Source organism: Streptomyces sp. NPDC037100 (assembly GCF_055606225.1).
Genome location: NZ_JBVJSX010000001.1, coordinates 1,073,080 through 1,090,410, shown reverse-complemented (window position 1 = coordinate 1,090,410; position 17,331 = coordinate 1,073,080). Strand labels below are relative to the sequence as shown.

Here is a 17,331-nt window from a genome sequence, read left to right as displayed (position 1 = left end):
GTTCCCGCCCCTACGCATGCCCTGACCCCGGATCACTTCATCGGGTGAGGCCGCTGCCCCCACCTGCCGACCGTCCGTCGCACAGCGCCTGCTGCGCCGCCGCCGGCCAGCGCGCGAAGCGGAACCGCGTCCGCTCGACCGCCCCGGTGAGGTTGCGCCAGAACCGCTCGGCGGTGAGCGGGGCGCGCACCGATTCCCGCAGCTCGGCGAGTTCGCCGCAGCCCAGCGCGGCACGGGCCGCCAGGACCGCCTCCCGTGAGGCCCCGGCCCGCAGCAGGTCGCGCTGCGGCGGGTGCTTCGCCGCCCACTCGGCGAAGACCCAGTAGTTGCGCAGGAACTTCTCGTGCCCCGGCCAGCTCCACCGCTCCAGCGCCAGATGCGCACCGATCGGACTGGCCAGCCCCCAGGCGTCGTTGACGTAGGCGTCCAGCGGCGCCGCCGCTCCCGTCACGCCGAGGTGACGGCCCACGATCACCACCCGGTACGGGGAGTCCTCGCGCATCGGCGTCGCGTGCAGCCGCCGTCCGGCGTCGAAGTAGAGCAGCGTCGGCCCGGGCGCACGCTCCGCCCGGGCCAGCATGGCGCGCCCCTCGGGCAGGGCGGGCCAGTTGGCCACCCAGGTGGCGGTGCGCACCGGGTTGTGGTCGCCGAGGCCCTCCACGTCGGAACTGCGCACGTTGAACGACCCGGGCGTGCTGCGCACGTCGAACGGCGCCCGCAGCGGGCTGACCGCCGCGCACAGCCACACCGCCAGCAGCACGCTCGCGGCACCGGTGACCCTGGTCGCCGGCACGACCAGCACCGGCAGGAGCAGCAGCACCAGCGCGGGCAGGATCATGCGGGCGTGCATGTAGTCGCCGCCGACGCGCACGACGTACCCGGCCAGCAGCAGGCCCGCGGCGAGCGGCGCCAGCAGCACCGCGAGCGAGGCCCGCCCCGTGACGCGGCCCCGCTGCTCCCGGCGGGCGCGCCGCACCAGCAGCACGGCCAGCGCCCCGAGCACCGGGACGACGGGCCACAGCCAGTACGGCCCGAGCGTCTCCTGCACATACCCGGCGCCCCGGCTCCAGTCGCTGGCACTCGCCTCCTTGGCGATGGCGGGCAGCGGCACCAGGATCCCGTAGTACCCCGCCCGGAAGACCTCGTACGCCAGCGGCACCGCTCCCGCCGACGCCAGCATCGCCGCCGTACCGCGCCGGGAAGGGCGCAGCACCCACCACTGGGCGGCCAGGAAGCACGCCGTGACCACCGCGAGATCGGGCCGGACCAGCGGACCCAGCCCGAACACGAAGGCGGCCGTGCACGTCCCCTGAGCTTTCTGCCCACGCCGGGTCCGCGTCAGCAGCCACCACGACAGGCCGGTCCAGAAGGTGCCGAGACCGCTCTCCAGACCCGACGTCATGTACGACCAGAACGGCGGCACGGCAAGCAGCACGAACACGCCCGCCGGGAGCAGCGGTCCGGCGCCCCGGTGCAGCCGGCACGTGGCGAGCAGGGCGAAGGCGAACCCGGCGGTGCTCAGCAGCAGCCCCAGTCCGACCGCGAGGAACGCCGGGTCCTCGCCGGCGACCCAGGTGACGAGCGCGAGCAGCCACTGCCAGAGGGTGCCGGTCGAACTCTCCGCCCGCTCCCCGACGTTGAACACCGGCCCGTTGCCCGCCAGGATCTGCCGGACCGGGCGCAAGTAGATGAGCCCGTCGTCGCAGATCCAGCGGCGCCGGTAGCCCAGCACGAACAGGGCCGCGGTGGGCACGGCGACCAGGGCGGCGTGCCACCGGCGCACCGGCCGCAGCCGCTCGGCCACGTCGGCCGGCCGGGCCGAGGAGGCCCGCTGGCCGGGCAGGGAGGGGACGGCCTCGGGGGTCGCGGGAGTCCTCATCCCTCGATCAGCGCCTCGGGTCGCGTGCGGACGCCCTCCATCCGGCGGGCCACGGGCAGCAGCGCCCCGCCCCGCTCGCCCAGCATCAGCAGCCGGACGACCCGCTCGGCGGCCCGCCCGTCCTCGAACTCGCAGTACCGCTCCCGGAAACCGGAGCGCAGCCGCGCCGCCTCCGCGTCCTGCCAGGTGCCGGACGCGAACAGCCAGGCCAGCTCGCGGTACGAGCGCGACACATGGCCCGGCGCGTCGGCCGTGATGTCGAAGTAGGCGCCCCGGCTCGCCGCGAACGCGCCCCAGTCGTCGGCGTGGACGACGATCGGCCGGTCCAGCAGGGCGTAGTCGAACAGCAGGGCGGAGTAGTCGGTGACCAGCACGTCGGAGGCGAGCAGCACGTCCTCGACGTGCTGCTCGTCGGTCGCGTCCACCAGCACCCCCCGCCGGTGCAGGTCGGCCAGGCCCAGGCCCCGCGCGACACCCGCCGCGAGCGACGGGTGCAGCCGGACGACCAGCGTGTGCCCGGGGCCCAGGTCCTCGGCGAACCGGGCGAGGTCGAACCGGTCGACATGGCCGCCCCGCCGGTAGTCACGGCGGGTCGGCGCGTACAGCACGACCGTGTGGTCGGCCGGGATGCCGAGCCGCTCGCGCACCTCCAGCCCCCGCTCCGGACCGGCGCCGACCAGCACGTCGTTGCGCGGGCTGCCGGTCCGCAGCGAGGTGAAGTGACACGGGTACGCCCGCTCCCACGCCTGCTCCGCGTGCCGCCCCGCGACCAGGCTGTAGTCCCAGCGGTCCGCCCGGCGCAGCATCTGCGGCACGTCGAAGCCGTGCCGGGCGCCCGGCTTGGTCAGCAGGTCGGCGCCCATGTACTTCAGCGGGGTGCCCTGGTGGGTGTGGATGTGCACGCTCCCGGGCCGCTTGACCAGGGTGCCCGGCCAGTTGACGTTGTTCACCCAGTACGTGGCCCGCGCCATGACCTCGTGGTAGCGCCGCGAGCCCGGCGCCACGTACTCGATGCCGGGCGGCAGGGCGTCCACGGCGTCCTCCCGCACCACCCACACGCCCCGGATGTGCGGGGCGATCTCACGTGCCTTCTCGTGGATCGCGGCCGGATCACCGGTCACCCCCCGGTGGTGGGTCGCGGAGTAGACCGCGAGGTGCGGGTCGAGGGGACGCTTCGACCGGGCCCCGTACCAGCCGCGCAGGGCCGCCTCCGAGGCCCTCTTCGCCACCCGTCGCCGCCCGCCCAGGGCGGCTGCGCGCAGGTCCCGCAGCCCGCGCGCCGCCGCGTACGACGCGTAGGGCGCCGAGGCCAGCAGCCGCATCTCCATCCCGCGCCAGCCGTCCGGCCGAGGGAAGCCGCCCTCGGGGAGGTGACGGCGGTGGAAGGAGCGGATCTCGCGGTAGAAGTCGCCCCGGTCGGCGGGCCGGACCCGGTCCTCGCGGGCCAGCACGAACAGCATGTGGTCCAGCGCCCGCTCCAGCAGCAGCGGCCGCGCCCAGTCGAGGTCCGGGCGCTGCTCCAGGAATGTGAACAGCCCCTCGTACTGCGCGAAGATGTCGAAGTGCCGGCGCCCGGGCGTCTTCGTGATCGCGCCCTGCCGGCGCTGGCGGTACTCCACGCCGATCCGGTCCAGGCAGGCGATGCGCTCGGCCAGCACCATCGACCGGTAGGTGACCGGCGCGTCCTCGTACAGCCCCGCCGCGTACTGAAGGCCGTGCTCCTGGAAGAACGACCGCCGGTAGGCCTTGTTCCAGGCGACCAGGAACAGGTTCAGATACTGCGGGCTCTCCCGGATGCCGAACGTCTCCAGGCCCGCCGCGGCCAGCAGGCCCGCCGCCTCGCTGCGCCCGCCCCGGCCCCACCAGTGGGTGCGCACATGGTCGAAGACCAGGATGTCCGGGTCGTCGGTCGCCGCCAGCCGGGCGGCGACGGCGGCCAGCAGGCCCGGCGTGTAGTGGTCGTCGCTGTCCAGGAACAGCACGTAGTCACCGGCCGCCTGCGCGAGACCGGCGTTGCGGGCCCGGCCGAGGCCCACGTTCTCGGGCAGGTGCAGCACCCGCACCCGGTCGTCGCGGGCGGCGTACGCGTCGAGGATGGCGCCGCTGCCGTCGGGCGAGCGGTCGTCCACGGCGATCACCTCGAAGTCGCCGTGGGACTGGCCGAGCACCGAGTCGAGACACTCGCGCAGGAAGCCCTGCACCTTGTAGACGGGGACGATGATGCTGAAGCGGGGCACTTCTTCGGTCAGCTCCTCACGAGGGTGGCGGCGGGGGCCGGGACGCGCTCCGCGAGCGGGACCACCGGCGGGATCGACTCGGGCGGCTCCCCCAGCAGCACCCGGCGCACGACGCGTTCGGCGGCCCGACCGTCGTCGAACTGGCAGAAGCGCTCCCGGAACGCGGCCCGCAGGGACGTGGCGGTCTCGTCCGCCCAGGAGCCGTCGCGGAAGACGGTCGCCAGCTCCTCGGGGGTCCGCGCGACCCGGCCGGGCGGGAGCTCCATCAGGTCGAAGTAGACGCCCCGGGTCTCCCGGTAGACGTCCCAGTCGTCGGCGTACACGACGATCGGCCGGTCCAGGTTGGCGTAGTCGAACATGATCGACGAGTAGTCCGTGATCAGGGCGTCCGCGGCCAGGCACACGTCCTCCGACGAGCGGTGCCCGGTGACGTCGATGATCCGCCCGCCGCCCCTTCCGGGCCCCTGGTCGTAGAAGTAGTGGGCGCGCAGCAGCACCACGTAGTCGTCGCCGATCGCCTCGCAGAACTCCGACAGGTCCAGGCCGGTCTCGAAGCCCGTGGCGTAGTCGCGGTGCGTGGGCGCGTACAGCAGGGCCTTCTTGCCGTCGGGGACGCCCAGTTCCTTGCGGACGCGGGCCACGTCCTCGGCGGACGCCGTGCAGTAGACGTCGTTGCGCGGATAGCCGTACTCGAGCGTCTCGTGCGCGCTCGGGAACGCCCGCTCCCACATCTCGGTGGAGTGCCGGTTGGAGGTCAGGTTGTAGTCCCAGCGGTCCACCCGGGCCAGCAGCCTGGCGATGCTGCCGGTCGCCGCGGCCACCACGGGGTACGTCGCCTGGTCGGCGCCCATCGTCTTCAGCGGGGTGCCGTGCTGGGTCTGGAGGTGCACGCTGCCGGGGCGCTTGACCACGGCGTCCGCGAAGTTGGCGTTGTTGACGAGGTACCCGGCGCGGGCCAGCACCTGCCAGTACTTCCGGCTGCCGATCACCGCGTACTCCACGTCCGGCGGCACGCTGCCCACCGCGTCCGGTTCGACCAGGAACACCGCGCGCAGGTGCGGCGCGAGTTCGCGGGCCTTGGCGTGGATCGCGGCCGGGTTGCAGACGTAGCCGCGGCCCCAGTACGCGCAGTACACGACGAGGTTCTTCTCGAGCGGGAGACGCAGGCCGAGCGCATAGCGCAGCCGGGTGCGCAGCCCCCGTGGGCGGGGGAGCAGCGCGGCGGCCCGCAGCGCCGTCCGGTTGGCGGCGCGCAGGGCGCGGAACGCCGGGTACGACCCGGAGGCCAGCAGCCGGTGCTGGACGCCGAGGCTGCCGCCGGGCGTCCGGTAACCGGCCGGGCGGTGCCGCCGGTAGAGCGCGCTCGCCCGCCGGAAGAAGGCCCGGCGTCCGGACGTCAGCCGTCGTGGATGGGCGGCCGTCTTCAGCACGGCGGCGAAGAGCTGCTCGAACAGCGGCGACAGACGGTCCGCCGAAAGCCCCTGCTCCGCCGCCTGTGCCAGCACCAGCTCGCACTGGTCGAGCAGCTCGGTGTGGTGATCGCCGGGCAGGCCGAGCCGGTTGCCCTGCCGGCGCAGCAGATGCCGGACGACGACCGCGCGCAGCACCGCCACCCGCTCCGCCCGCAGGGCGACCAGCCCGCCGAAACCGACGTCGGTGTAGTGGTTCCCGGGGAAGGCGATGCCCTGCTCGGTGAGGAAGGCCCGGCGGTACAGCGCGCTCCACGCCGGGAGCGCCACGCCCGTCAGCCGCGGGGCCCGGCCGGGGGAGAAGGCCCCGTCCGGCGTCCTGACCAGCAGGGGCGCGGCCGGGTTGGTCGGCTCGCCCTCCCACCAGGGGGTGCGCTCGTGCTCGGCGTACAGGACGTCCACGTCCCCGGTCTCGCCCAGCCGGGCGTCCAGGGCCGCCAGCGCCCCTGGGACCAGGACGTCGTCGCCGTCGAGGAACAGCACATGGCCGCCGACGGCCGCCCGGAGCCCGGTGTTGCGGGCCCCGGCCAGTCCGTCCGACGGCGGCGAGTGCACCGGTGTCACCCGGGAGTCCCGCTCGGCGTACCCGGCGACGACGTCCGCCGCCGGTGCGTCGGGCGCGTCGCACACCGGGATCAGCTCGAAGTCGCCGAACGACTGGGCGAGGACGGAGTCCAGCGCCAGGGACAGCCGGCCCGCGACCCCATGGGACGGGACGACGATGCTGAAGCGGGGCATTCTGCTCTTTCTGTCGAGGGCGGTCTTCACAAGGCGGGGGAGGCGGGCCGCCTCACCCGGCGCGCGGGCGTCCCGGACGCCCCGACGGCCGCCAGGAGGGCGGCCGGGAGGGCGTCGGCCGCGACGGGCTGGAGGGCATGCGGACTCCCCGAGGGCGAACCGTGGTCAGAGGCTGTCGGTGACGGCGTGGGGACCGGTCGGCAGCAGCACCGTGGTGAGCGGCTCACGCGTCAGCGAGGCCGCCGCCGAGGGCACCGGGCGCCGCTCGCCGAGCGGCACGACCGGCGGCAGCTCCGACTCCCCGAGCACGACCCGGCGCACCACCCGCTCGGCGGCCCGCCCGTCGTCGTACGTGCAGAACCGCTCGCGGAACGCCGCCCGCAGCTGGGCCGAGCGGGAGCCGCGCCAGTGGCCGGTGGCGAAGATGTCGATCAGCTCGTCCTCGCCGCGGGCGATCGCGCCCGGCGGGACGTCGCGCAGGTCGAAGTAGGTGCCGCGGGCCGCGTCGTACGCCTCCCAGTCGTCGGCGAGGACGACGATCGGCCGGTCCAGGTTGGCGTAGTCGAACATCAGCGACGAGTAGTCCGTGACCAGGGCGTCCGAGGCCAGGCAGAGCGACTCGACGCTCGGGTGGCCGGAGACGTCGACGACCCGGCCGCAGGTGCTGGTCAGCGGGGCGTCGTAGGCGTGGTGGGCGCGGGCCAGGACGACGAAACGCGGACCGAGGCGGCGCACGATCCGCTGGAGGTCGAGGGCGTGACGCTGGGAACGGCGGTAGTCGCGGTGGGTCGGCGCGTACAGGATCGCCACCGCGCCCCGCGGGATGCCCAGCGAGGCGCGCAGCCGGGCCACGTCCGCCGGGGTGGCCGTCCGGAACACGTCGTTGCGGGGGTAGCCGTACTCCAGCGTGGTGTAGCGGCCGGGGTGGACGCGCTCGTTCGTCAGTGTGGTGTGGCGGTTGGCGGACAGCACGTAGTCCCACCGGTCGACGTCCTTCAGCAGCCGCGCGAAGTCACGGCCGCGGGCCGCCGCGGGGCGCTCCTGGAGGTCGAGGCCGATGTGGCCGAGCGGGGTGCCGTGCCCGGTCTGGATCAGGACCTGGCCCCGGCGCTTGGCCAGCCGGTCGTCGAAGCCGGTGTTGCTGACCAGGTAGCGGGAGCGGGCGAGCGCCGTCCAGTAGGCGGCCGTCCCGGGGACGAGGCGGCGCGGGCCGGGCGGGATCGTGTGGTGGTGTTCGGGGCGGGCGATCCACGCCGTGCGGATGTGCGGCGCGAGGTCGCGGAACGCGGCCTCCAGCGCGCCCGGGTTGCAGCCGTGGCCGCGGCCGTCGTAGGCGGCGAAGACGGCGCGGTCGGCGCGCAGCGGCAGGCAGCGCTGCACGCGGTAGTGGGTCCTGAGGGCCGCCGACCGCAGGCCCCGCAGCACCTTCCCGGTGGTCCGGGCGGTGGCGCGGTGCAGGGCCGACGCCAGCTGGAGGGTGCGGTAGGTGCGGTGCAGGCCGAAGCGGATCAGGACGTGGTGGATCCGGCAGCGCAGGGGCACGGGGGCGCCGGGGGTGCGGTAGCGGCGGTAGTGGGCGCGGGCCCGGCGCAGGAAGTCGGCGCGCGAGCCCCGGGGCAGCCGGTCCCGCCGGGAGTACACGACCACCAGATGATGCACCATGCGGCGGAACAACACCGGCCGCCACCGGGCCAGTTCGGGGCGCTCGTCGAGATAGGCGAAGACCCGGTCGTACTGCTCGAAGACGTCGAAGTGCCGTTCGCTGGTGGTGCGCAGGATGCTGCCCTGCCGCCGCTGCCGGTAGTGCACACAGACCCGGTCGAGGGTCGCGATCGACTCGGCGGTCATCAGCACCGGGTACGTCCAGGGCGTGTCCTCGTAGACGCCGGGCGGGAAGACGAAGCCCCCCTCCTCCACGAACTCCCGCCGGTAGGCCTTGTTCCAGGCGACCATCAGCAGCCGCAGCAGCCCCGGCCGGTCCTCCAGGCGGAACGGCGCCGGGCCCTGCTCGGTGAGCTGCAGGGCCGCCTGGTTGCGGATCGCCTCCCCCGTCCAGTAGGTGCGCGCGTAGTCGAAGACCAGCACGTCCGGCTCGCCCGTCTCCTTCAGCCGGTCGGCGATCGACCGGAGCGCGTCGGGCGTGAGGGTGTCGTCGCTGTCCAGGAACAGCAGGTAGTCGCCGCTCGCGTGCGCCACGCCGGCGTTTCTCGCGCGGCCCAGGCCCACGTTCTTTGGCAGATGGACGGGGCGTACGCGCGTGTCGCGGGCGGCGAACTCGTCGATGATCGCACCGCACGCGTCCGGCGAGCAGTCGTCGACGACGATCAGTTCCAGATCGGGACAGGACTGGGAGAGCACCGATTCGAGGCACTCGTGCAGGTACGCCTGAACCTGGTACGCGGGGACAATGACACTGAACCTGGGCAAGAGGCCATCCATCGGTCGGCGCGGGCGTTCGGCCCGGGAACGGCCGATGGGCCGACTTGGTTACGGTGGCTACGGCATCCGGGGGAACGCGGAAGGGGCGGGCCGTCCCTCGGCCCACCCCTTCGACTACCGTGCTCTGCTCGCTACTTGACCGCGCCCGCCATCACGCCGGACACGAACTGCCGCTGGAACGCGAAGAAGACGGCCAGCGGGACCACCATCGAGATGAACGCGCCGGGTGCCAGCACGTCGATGTTGTTGCCGAACTGCCGTACCTGCGTCTGCAGTGCGACCGTGATCGGCTGGCTCCCGGAGTCCGAGAAGATCAGCGCGACCAGCAGGTCGTTCCACACCCACAGGAACTGGAAGATGCCGAGCGCGGCGATCGCCGGGGCGCCGAGAGGCATCACGACACGGAAGAACAGGCGCAGTTCACCCGCCCCGTCCAGGCGCGCCGCCTCCAGCAGCTCCCTCGGGATCTCCGCGAAGAAGTTCCGCAGCAGGAACACCGCGAACGGCAGTCCGAAACCGACGTGGAAGAGCACCACGCCCAGCACCGAGCCGAAGACGCCGATCTTGCCGAAGAGTTCGGCGATCGGGATCAGCGCCACCTGCACGGGCACGACCAGCAGACCGACCACGCCCAGGAACCACCAGTCCCGGCCCGGGAACTCCATCCACGCGAAGGCGTAGCCGGCCAGCGACCCGATGATCACCACCAGCAGGGTCGCGGGCACGGTGATCCACACCGTGTTCAGCAGGCTGCTGGTGATGTCCTCGTTCTCCAGCAGCTTCTGGTAGCTGTCGAAGGTGAGCTGCGAGGGCTCGGTGAACACCTTCCACCAGCCGCTCGCCGCGATGTCCTCCGGCGCACGGAGACTGGACAGCAGCAGCCCGATCGTGGGCACCAGCCAGAACAGTCCGATGACGATGAGGAACACCCGCAGCAGCCCGCCGCCGACCCCCTCGGCGAGCCGCGATCCCAGCGACTGCGTGGCCTTCATCGCCGCACCTCCCGCCTGAGCCGACGCACGTTGAACCACATCACCGGGATCACGAGCAGCAGCAGGAACACCGAGATGGCGCTGGCGATGCCCGGCTGGTCCTCGGAGAAGCCCTTGCGGTACAGCTCCAAGGCGAGGACGTTCGCGTCGTCCTGGGAGGAGCCCGGAGCGATGATGAAGACCAGGTCGAAGATCTTCAGCACGTTGATCATCAAGGTGACGGCGACGACCGCGAGGACCGGTGCCAGCAGCGGCACCGTGACGCGTCTGAACACCTGCCACTCGCTCGCGCCGTCGACCCGGGCCGCCTCCAGCAGCTCCCGGGGCACACTCGCGAGCCCGGCCGCGATCAGCACCATCGCGAATCCCGCCCACATCCAGATGTACGAGCCGATGATGGCCGGGGTGACCAGGGACGGGCCGAGCCAGTCCAGGCCGTTGTACGGTTCCTTGAAGTTGCTCGCCGGGAGCCGGAGTTGGGCCCCGTCGGCGGAGGCCGGCAGGGTGAAGGTGCCGTCGCCTGCGGCCGTCGTCGACGCGACGACCTTGCCGTCCTTCACGGCCTCGACCCGCATGCCGGCGTAGCCCAGCTCGGACGGGTCGACACTGTTGAGTGTGCCGACGCCCTTGCCGCGCGTGAAGTCCTGCCAGGTCGTGCCCGTGATCTTGTCCGATCCGGGCTTCGGCGCCACCGCGGCCTTCGCGCCGTCGGGCATCAGATCCGGCGCCACACCCACCAGGGGGAGCGAGACCGCCTCGCCCGTGCGGACGGGCGACGTGGTGATGAACGCGCCCCCGCCGGCCGGCTTCAGCGGCGATTCGCGGCCCGGGTGGGCCTTCGGGAACGCCGACGCCTGGGCGAACGTGTCGTGGACGCCCACCCACACCGCGTTCGCGACCCCCTTGTCCGGATCCTGGTCGTACACCAGGCGGAAGATGATGCCCGCCGCCAGCATCGAGATCGCCATCGGCATGAAGACGACCAGCTTGAACGCCGTGCCCCAGCGCACCCGTTCGGTCAGCACCGCGAAGATCAGGCCGAGCGCGGTCGCGATCGTCGGCGCGAACACCACCCAGATGATGTTGTTCTTCAGCGCGGTGCGGATGCCCTCGTCGGTGAAGAGGGCCTTGTAGTTGTCTATTCCGGCGAAGCCGTCACCGGACTGGTCGTAGAAGCTGCGCACGACCGAGTACCCGATCGGGTACACCACGAGCGCGCCGAGCAGGACCAGCGCGGGCAGCAGGAACAGCGCCGCGACGGTCCTGCGGGTACCGGTCACACTCTTGCGCGACTTGGGAGCGGCAGGGGGCTTGGTGCCCCCTGCCGCCGAAACCGACGTCATGACGTCAGTTCCCGTACGCCGCGGCTGCTTCGGCCTCCAGCTTCGCCTGCGTCCCCGCGACGTCCTTCGGGTTCTTCAGGAAGTCCTGCAGGATCTTCCACTCGCCCTTGCCGGGCGTACCGCCGAAGGCCTGCGGGGCCTGATCGGACATGTCGAAGCGGAAGTCGTCACCGGCGTCGATGAGCGCCTTGGCGATCTTCTGCTGCACCGCGTTCGGGTACGCGGAGTTCGGCACGTTCTTGTTCGGCGAGAGGTAGCCGCCCAGCTCGGCCTGGATCTGCGCCGCGTCGGGCGAGGCGAGCCAGGTCGCCAGGGCCTGCGAGCCCTTCGAGTCCTCCAGGATCACGGCCGCGTCGCCGCCCGAGACCACCGGACCCTGGTCACCCACGGCCGGGAACGGGAACACCTTCGCGTCCGTCCCGATCTTCATGCTCGACGGGATGTTGACCTGCGCGAAGTCACCCGCCGCGACCATGGCCGCCTTGGGCTGGTCCCCGCCGGTGAAGACCTGCGTGACGGACGCCGGGAAGTCCGTCTGCAGCGCCCCGTTCGCCCCGCCGGCGATCCAGTCGGGCTTGCCCCAGACCTGCGCGAGGGTGGTCAGCGCGTCCTTCACGGACGGGTCCGTCCACTTGATCTCGTGCTTGGCCAGCTGGTCGTACTTCTCCGGGCCGGCCTGGGAGAGGTAGACGTTCTCGAACCAGTCGGTCAGCGTCCAGCCCTCGGCCCCGCCGATGGAGAACGGGGTGACGCCGGAGTCGAAGACCGTCTGCGCGGTGTTGAGCAGGTCCGGCCAGGTCTCGGGCTCACTGGCCCCCGCGTTCTCGAAGACCTGGTTGTTGTACCAGATCAGGGACTTGTTGGCGGCCTTGTAGTAGACGCCGTACGGCTTGCCGTTCACCTTGCCGATGTCCTGCCAGCCCTGCGAGTAGTTCTCGCCGAGCTCCTTGACGGTGTCGGAGCCCAGCGGCTTGGCCCAGCCCTTGTCGACGGCCTGCTTGATGGCGCCCGGCTGCGGCAGCATCACGATGTCCGGCGGCTGCCCGCCGGCCACCTTCGAGCCGATGAAGTTGATGATCGGGTCCTGTGCGGGCACGAACGTGACCTTGGCGCCCGTGCGCTTCTCGAACTCCTGCAGGACCTTCTTGAAGTTGTCCTGTTCGGTGCCGGTCCACACGGCGGCGACCTCGAGGCTCGTCCCGTCCAGCTTGGGAAGGGTGACGCTGCCGGCGGTTTCCGTGGTGTCGCCCGTGCTTCCACTGCTGTCGCTGTCGCTGCTTCCGCAGGCGCTGAGCGAGAGCGCGAGGGCTCCCGCCGCGACGGCGGCCGCGGCCTTGACGGCTCTGCGGCTCTGGGGGGTCGCCGTGTCCCGCTCGGGCGACCAGCGTGTCCGGATGGTGCTGCTCGTCATGCGCATGACTGCCCCGCTTCTTCGTTCCTCGTCGAACGTCGAGCGCGCTCCCGTGCGATCTGGTCTACGCCCGGGTGTGCGGGGGCGGCAAGATGGCATCCGCTGTCAAGCGGGGGATCGTGACTCCCTCGTGACCAGGGACGCGGCCCCATGACGCCGGGCGGGGCCGACGGCCGTCCTCGGTCACAGGAGCGACGGCACCTTCGCAGCCGCTACCTCCCGTGCCGCCCTTTCCAGCGCGCTGGCCAACAGTGCCAGGTCGGTCGGGCCGTTTCCGAGTTCCCGCACCGGACGCCGGGCCGGAGGGTCACCCATGCGGTGCCATTCCAGGGGCACGACCGTGGGACGCAGCGTCGCCGTCCGCGGGATCCGGCCGGTGACCCGGCCGCCCTGGAACGGGGTGACCCGCCCGTCCGCACCGGTCAGCCTTCCCCGCCCGGGCGCGGGCTCCTCCGGGCCCGGGGCCGGGGCGTCGAGCACGACGCGCAGGGTGGCCCGGCGCACCGGTTCCGTCTCCGCCGTACGGGGGCACGGGCCGGTGGCCGCCACCAGATGGACGCCGAGCCGCTCGCCGTCCCGGGCCACCGCCTCCAGCGCGCGCATCACCGACCCGGCCGCGGGCCGCCCGGTCGAGCCCAGCGCCGGGGCGACCAGCGCGTCCAGGTCGTCGACGACCACGACGAGCCGGGGCAGCGGGGGCGGGGCCGCCTCCGTCCGCCGCCGGGCCGCGCCGGGCCGCAGCCGCATGGTGGAACTCGACGGCGAGTCGAGGTCGCCGGCCCCTCCCGCGCCGGCCGCGTCGGCCTGGGCGCCGCCCCGGGCCGACGCCGTGCGCTGCGCGACCATACGGCCCGACAGCTCGCGGCCGGTGTGCCACTCGGCGAAGTCGGACCGCCCGAGCAGCTCGGCGCGCCGCTTCAGCTCGGCGCTCAGCGACTGCGCGAACTCCCGCATCCGGACCGGGTCGTGGGCCATGAGCAGGGTGGTGACATGCGGCACGTCCGTACACACCTGCAGTCCCTCGCCGTTGCCGCCGCCCGCGCCCGGGCCGCCCCGGCCGTCGACCAGCACGATGCCGAGGCGGTCCGGCCGCTCGGCCGCGGCCAGGGACGCGACGATCGACCGCAGCAGCTCCGTACGGCCGCTGCCCGGCGGGCCCTCGATCAGCAGATGCGGCCCCTGGGCGGCGAGGTCCGCGCCGACCGGGCCGCGCGGCCCGGCGCCCAGCACCGCGCGCACGCGTCCGCCCAGCGCCTCGGCGTCGTCGGCCGCGTCCGCCCAGCGGGCCATCAGCGACGCCGGGGTGGCGCGGGCCAGGCCCAGCTCGTCCAGCAGCCGGGCCGCCTGCGGCAGCGGTGCGGAGACCCGCGGGTGGCGTTCGCTCGCCGCGCCGTCCGTCCGCAGCGGCGCCAGCGCCCGTGCGAACCGCTCGGCCCAGGCCGCGGAGACGGCGTCGACGGTGGCGACCGTGCCGTGCCCGACGGGCCCGGCCGACGAGCCGTCGCCGCCGGTACGGGCCACGCGCATCAGCCGCAGGGCCGTCGCCACGTCCCCGCTGAGCAGCGCGACCGCGCCGCACTGCCGGAAGGTCGGCGCCACCGCGCAGGCCGCCTCGTACGTCTCCGTGACCGGCGAGGCCGGGGAGGCGGCTGCCGTCTCGGCCAGGCAGACGACGTGGATACCGGCCCGGGGGCCCTCCAGCGCCAGCCGCGCGAGGGCTCCGCGCAGGTCGGCACCACCGGGATCGCCGTCGACGACCACGACGGTGTACGGGCCGGGGAAACCGCCTGCCGCGTCGCTGCCGGCGCTGTCGCCCAGGGCCCAGGAGGGGCGGCGGGGAGCAGGGACGGTGTGGTGCGGGGTGGGGGCGCCGTCGGGCTGTGAGCCGCGGCTCGCCGAGGCACTCGTCGACGGGTTGCCGGCCCCCGCGGGGATGCCGACCTGGCCCGTGTCCGCCAGCTGGTCCTCCAGACGGCGGGTGAGCTCGTCGGTGCGGGCGGCGGCCTGCTCGCGGTCGTGGGCCAGGAGCAGCCGGCAGTCCTGCCCGTGCCCCGGGCGCACGTGCGGCAGCCAGCCCAGCCAGGACCACTCGGCGGTGCGCTCCTCAAGGGAACGCGAGCGGTCCGCGGCGATCAGGACGATCTCCAGCGTGTCGGGGGAGTGCAGGGCGGTGAGCTGGGCCAGGACGGCACGCGTCAGCCCGGCCAGCCGCGCCCGCGGCCCGGCCAGCCCCAGTGCGCCCACCTCGCGCAGACCGGCGGTCACGGGGACGGCGGGCAACAGGCCCGAGCCGTCCGGTGCCGCCCGGTCGGCCGTACCGAGCCGCACGGCGAGCGCTTCCGGGTGGCCGGGACCGCGCTCCCACAGCCGGGGTCCGGGACCGAGGGCCGTGAGCAGCAGCGTGGCCGGGTCCGGCCAGGTCTCCGGTGCGGCCGGCACGACGACCGGGTGGTGCTCCGTGGCCACCGCCGTGGCCGGCTCGTCCTCGTACGTCTCGCGCGGTTCCGCCGCCTGCTCGCCGCGCCCTCCGGCCAGCCGCCGGGCCCACGCCCCGAGCCCGCCCCGTCTGCGGGGCCCCGGGGGCACGTCGGTGCCGCGGAGGGGGGTGCCCTTGCGCCCGCGCCCCGCACGCTGGTCGGCGAGGGCCGCGTCGTCGGTACCGGGGTCCGGGCTCCAGGGGCGGTGACCGCTTCCGTCTGTGGCGCCGGCGCCGGCGTCGCCGCCGTAGGCCTGTCCGGGGCGGTCGGGGACCGCGGCACCGAACGCCCCGGCGCCGGAACGACCCGCATGCGTGTCCCCGGCACCGCTCGCCGGCCGGAGCGCATCGCGCTGTCGCGCGGGGCCGGGCGGAGCCAGGGGCGACGAACCCTGAGGGACGTCGTGCCGCCGAGTGGCCCGGAGCGTGTCTTCCGGCGAACCGGGGCGCGTTCCGTGAGCCTCCGGGAACGTCTGCCCGGACCCGGCGGACCCGGACCGTGATCCACCACCGGCCGTCTGCCGCCGCGCCTCACCCCCGGTGCCCCCGGGCGGCACTTCACTCCAACCGTCCCCGGCGTGGGCAGCGCCCCCGGCGCCGTGGGGCGGCATCTCGCTCCGGTGTCCTCCGGAGCGGGGTTCGCTGCCGGTACCCGGAGCCGGAACGTCGCTCCGGCGTCCCGGCCGGGCTCCGCTGCCGGCGCCCGGGGCCGGGACCTCGTTGCCGTGGCCTATGGTGCCTGCGGCGTCGGGGGGCGGCATCTCGCTCCGGTGTCCTCCGGAGCGGGGTTCGCTGCCGGTACCCGGAGCCGGAACGTCGCTCCGGCGTCCCGGCCGGGCTTCGCTGCCGGCGCCCGGGGTCGGGACCTCGTTGCGGTGGCCTCCCGCAGGGGCGGTGCCCGCGGGACCGGGGGACGGCACGTCGCTCCGGCGTCCCGGCCGGGCTTCGCCGTCGGCACCCCGGGGCGGCATCTCGTTCCGGCGGCCCCCCGAGCGGGCTTCGCCCCCGCTGTCCGCAGCGCGGGCCCCCCAGCCGCGACCCCGCTCCTGCGGCGCTTCCGGCCCGGCGCCGCCGCCCTTTGTCCGCGGCGCTTCCGACCTCGGGCCCCGGCCCTCGATCCTCGGCGCTTCCGACCCGGAGCCCGCACCTCCGCCCCCGAGCCGCGCTGCCTCCGACCCGGAGCCCGCACCTCCGCTCTCGATGCGCACCGCCCCCGACCCGGAGCCCGCACTTCCGTTACCGAGCCGCGTCGCCTCCGACCCCGAGCCCGCACCTCCGCTCTCGATGCGCGGCGCCCCGCCCTGCCCCGGCACCACAGCCGGATCGGCGGAGCCGCGCCCGGGAGCAGTCGGCGTGCCCCAGGCCACCGAGCCGTTGCCGTGATGCGTGGAGTCCGTGGGCCCGGCCGTTCTCGGAGTCGCCTTGCCGGGGCCGGATGCCACCGCGGGCCCGGCCACGCGCACGTGCCCCTCGCCGTCCGGAGTCGTCTCCACCCGGGCCCCCGGGCCCCCCGCGGGAGCCAGCCGCAGGGCCGACTCGCCGATCCGCAGCAGCGCACCCGGCACGAAGGGGACCGCCCGGCCGCCCACCCGCGCGCCGCTCACCGTCGTGCCGTTCGTGGAGTCGAGGTCGGCGATCGCGACGCGGCCGTCCGCGCTCACCGTCACCGCGCAGTGCAGCCGGGAGACGTCCGGGTCGTCGAGCGGTACGTCGGCGTCCGCGGAGCGGCCGATGCGGATCTCGCCGCCGTGCAGGAGATGGACGCCGCCGGCGTCGGGCCCGGCCACGACCTGCAACTGGGCCGGGGCGTCCGCCAGCTCCGGATGCGGCTCCGGCTCGCCCGGCGCGCCGACGGACAGCACGGCACCGTCGGTCAGCGGCGGCTCGCCGAGCGTGCAGCGCTGGGCGTCCAGCCGCTGCTCCCCGGCGTACAGCACGGGCGTGCCCGAGCCGTCACCGCCGGAGACCGCCTGGGCGAGCGCCGACGCCACCGCGGCGAGCGCCGTACCGGCGGGTGCCGTGACCAGCACGTCGCTGCGCGGGGCGCGATCTTGCGCCGGCGCCGACGGGCCCAGCGGATCTACGACGGTCAGCCGGATCTGCATCGCCGTCAGCGGTCCCTTCTGCCCGGGCGCGGAGTCCCCCACCCCGCCCCAGCACGTCGGCCAGTACTGGCAGCATCCTCGCACCTGCCACTGACAGTGCGCCCGTCGCTCCGAAAAAGGTGATCTTGAATGGTCGGCTCTGCCCGCAAAAGTGCCTGAGAGATGACCCACAGGCGACCGCTTGAGATCACTCACGTTCCTTGCCGGCAACCACGAGACCGAGGTGAGCGTCTTCCCTTCGA

8 protein-coding genes are annotated in these 17,331 nt (G+C 74.1%); all 8 read right to left on the bottom strand.

Going from position 1 to position 17,331, the window contains the following annotated elements; translation table 11 throughout:
- Positions 1-37 precede the first annotated feature (37 nt).
- Entirely contained in the window at positions 38-1,879 is a 1,842-nt protein-coding gene (locus ACZ7EG_RS04920; protein WP_471072306.1) for an arabinofuranosyltransferase AftB family protein, read from the bottom strand.
- Positions 1,876-4,116, bottom strand: coding sequence for a bifunctional glycosyltransferase/CDP-glycerol:glycerophosphate glycerophosphotransferase (locus tag ACZ7EG_RS04915; protein ID WP_471072303.1), 2,241 nt, complete (start codon positions 4,114-4,116; stop codon positions 1,876-1,878). The genes ACZ7EG_RS04920 and ACZ7EG_RS04915 overlap by 4 nt, the downstream gene beginning before the upstream one ends.
- Positions 4,117-4,124: 8 nt before the next feature.
- A complete protein-coding gene (locus ACZ7EG_RS04910) occupies positions 4,125-6,323 on the bottom strand; it encodes a bifunctional glycosyltransferase/CDP-glycerol:glycerophosphate glycerophosphotransferase (protein ID WP_471072300.1) in 2,199 nt (732 codons plus the stop codon).
- A 165-nt stretch (positions 6,324-6,488) separates the two neighbouring features.
- The gene (locus ACZ7EG_RS04905; RefSeq protein ID WP_471072297.1) at positions 6,489-8,750 is read right to left on the bottom strand and encodes a bifunctional glycosyltransferase/CDP-glycerol:glycerophosphate glycerophosphotransferase; all 2,262 of its coding nucleotides are present in this window, start codon (positions 8,748-8,750) and stop codon (positions 6,489-6,491) included.
- Positions 8,751-8,893: 143 nt separating this feature from the next.
- Entirely contained in the window at positions 8,894-9,754 is an 861-nt protein-coding gene (locus ACZ7EG_RS04900) for a carbohydrate ABC transporter permease (RefSeq protein WP_471072294.1), read from the bottom strand.
- Complete coding sequence (locus ACZ7EG_RS04895; RefSeq protein WP_471072291.1) at positions 9,751-11,097, bottom strand: carbohydrate ABC transporter permease; 1,347 nt, start codon at positions 11,095-11,097, stop codon at positions 9,751-9,753. Before ACZ7EG_RS04895 ends, ACZ7EG_RS04900 begins: the two co-directional genes overlap by 4 nt.
- 4 nt (positions 11,098-11,101) lie before the next feature.
- A complete protein-coding gene (locus tag ACZ7EG_RS04890) occupies positions 11,102-12,514 on the bottom strand; it encodes an ABC transporter substrate-binding protein (RefSeq protein ID WP_471072288.1) in 1,413 nt (470 codons plus the stop codon).
- A gap of 177 nt (positions 12,515-12,691) precedes the next feature.
- On the bottom strand, positions 12,692-17,089 hold the full coding sequence (locus ACZ7EG_RS04885; RefSeq protein WP_471072285.1) for an FtsK/SpoIIIE domain-containing protein: 4,398 nt from the start codon (positions 17,087-17,089) through the stop codon (positions 12,692-12,694).
- Positions 17,090-17,331: the final 242 nt, after the last annotated feature.

Coding starts and splice junctions, on each gene's coding strand:
- ACZ7EG_RS04910 (WP_471072300.1), bottom strand. CDS start 6,323: ATGCCCCGCTTCAGCATCGTCGTCCCGTCCCATGGGGTCGCGGGCCGG.
- ACZ7EG_RS04900 (WP_471072294.1), bottom strand. CDS start 9,754: ATGAAGGCCACGCAGTCGCTGGGATCGCGGCTCGCCGAGGGGGTCGGC.
- ACZ7EG_RS04895 (WP_471072291.1), bottom strand. CDS start 11,097: ATGACGTCGGTTTCGGCGGCAGGGGGCACCAAGCCCCCTGCCGCTCCC.
- ACZ7EG_RS04920 (WP_471072306.1), bottom strand. CDS start 1,879: ATGAGGACTCCCGCGACCCCCGAGGCCGTCCCCTCCCTGCCCGGCCAG.
- ACZ7EG_RS04885 (WP_471072285.1), bottom strand. CDS start 17,089: ATGCAGATCCGGCTGACCGTCGTAGATCCGCTGGGCCCGTCGGCGCCG.
- ACZ7EG_RS04890 (WP_471072288.1), bottom strand. CDS start 12,514: ATGCGCATGACGAGCAGCACCATCCGGACACGCTGGTCGCCCGAGCGG.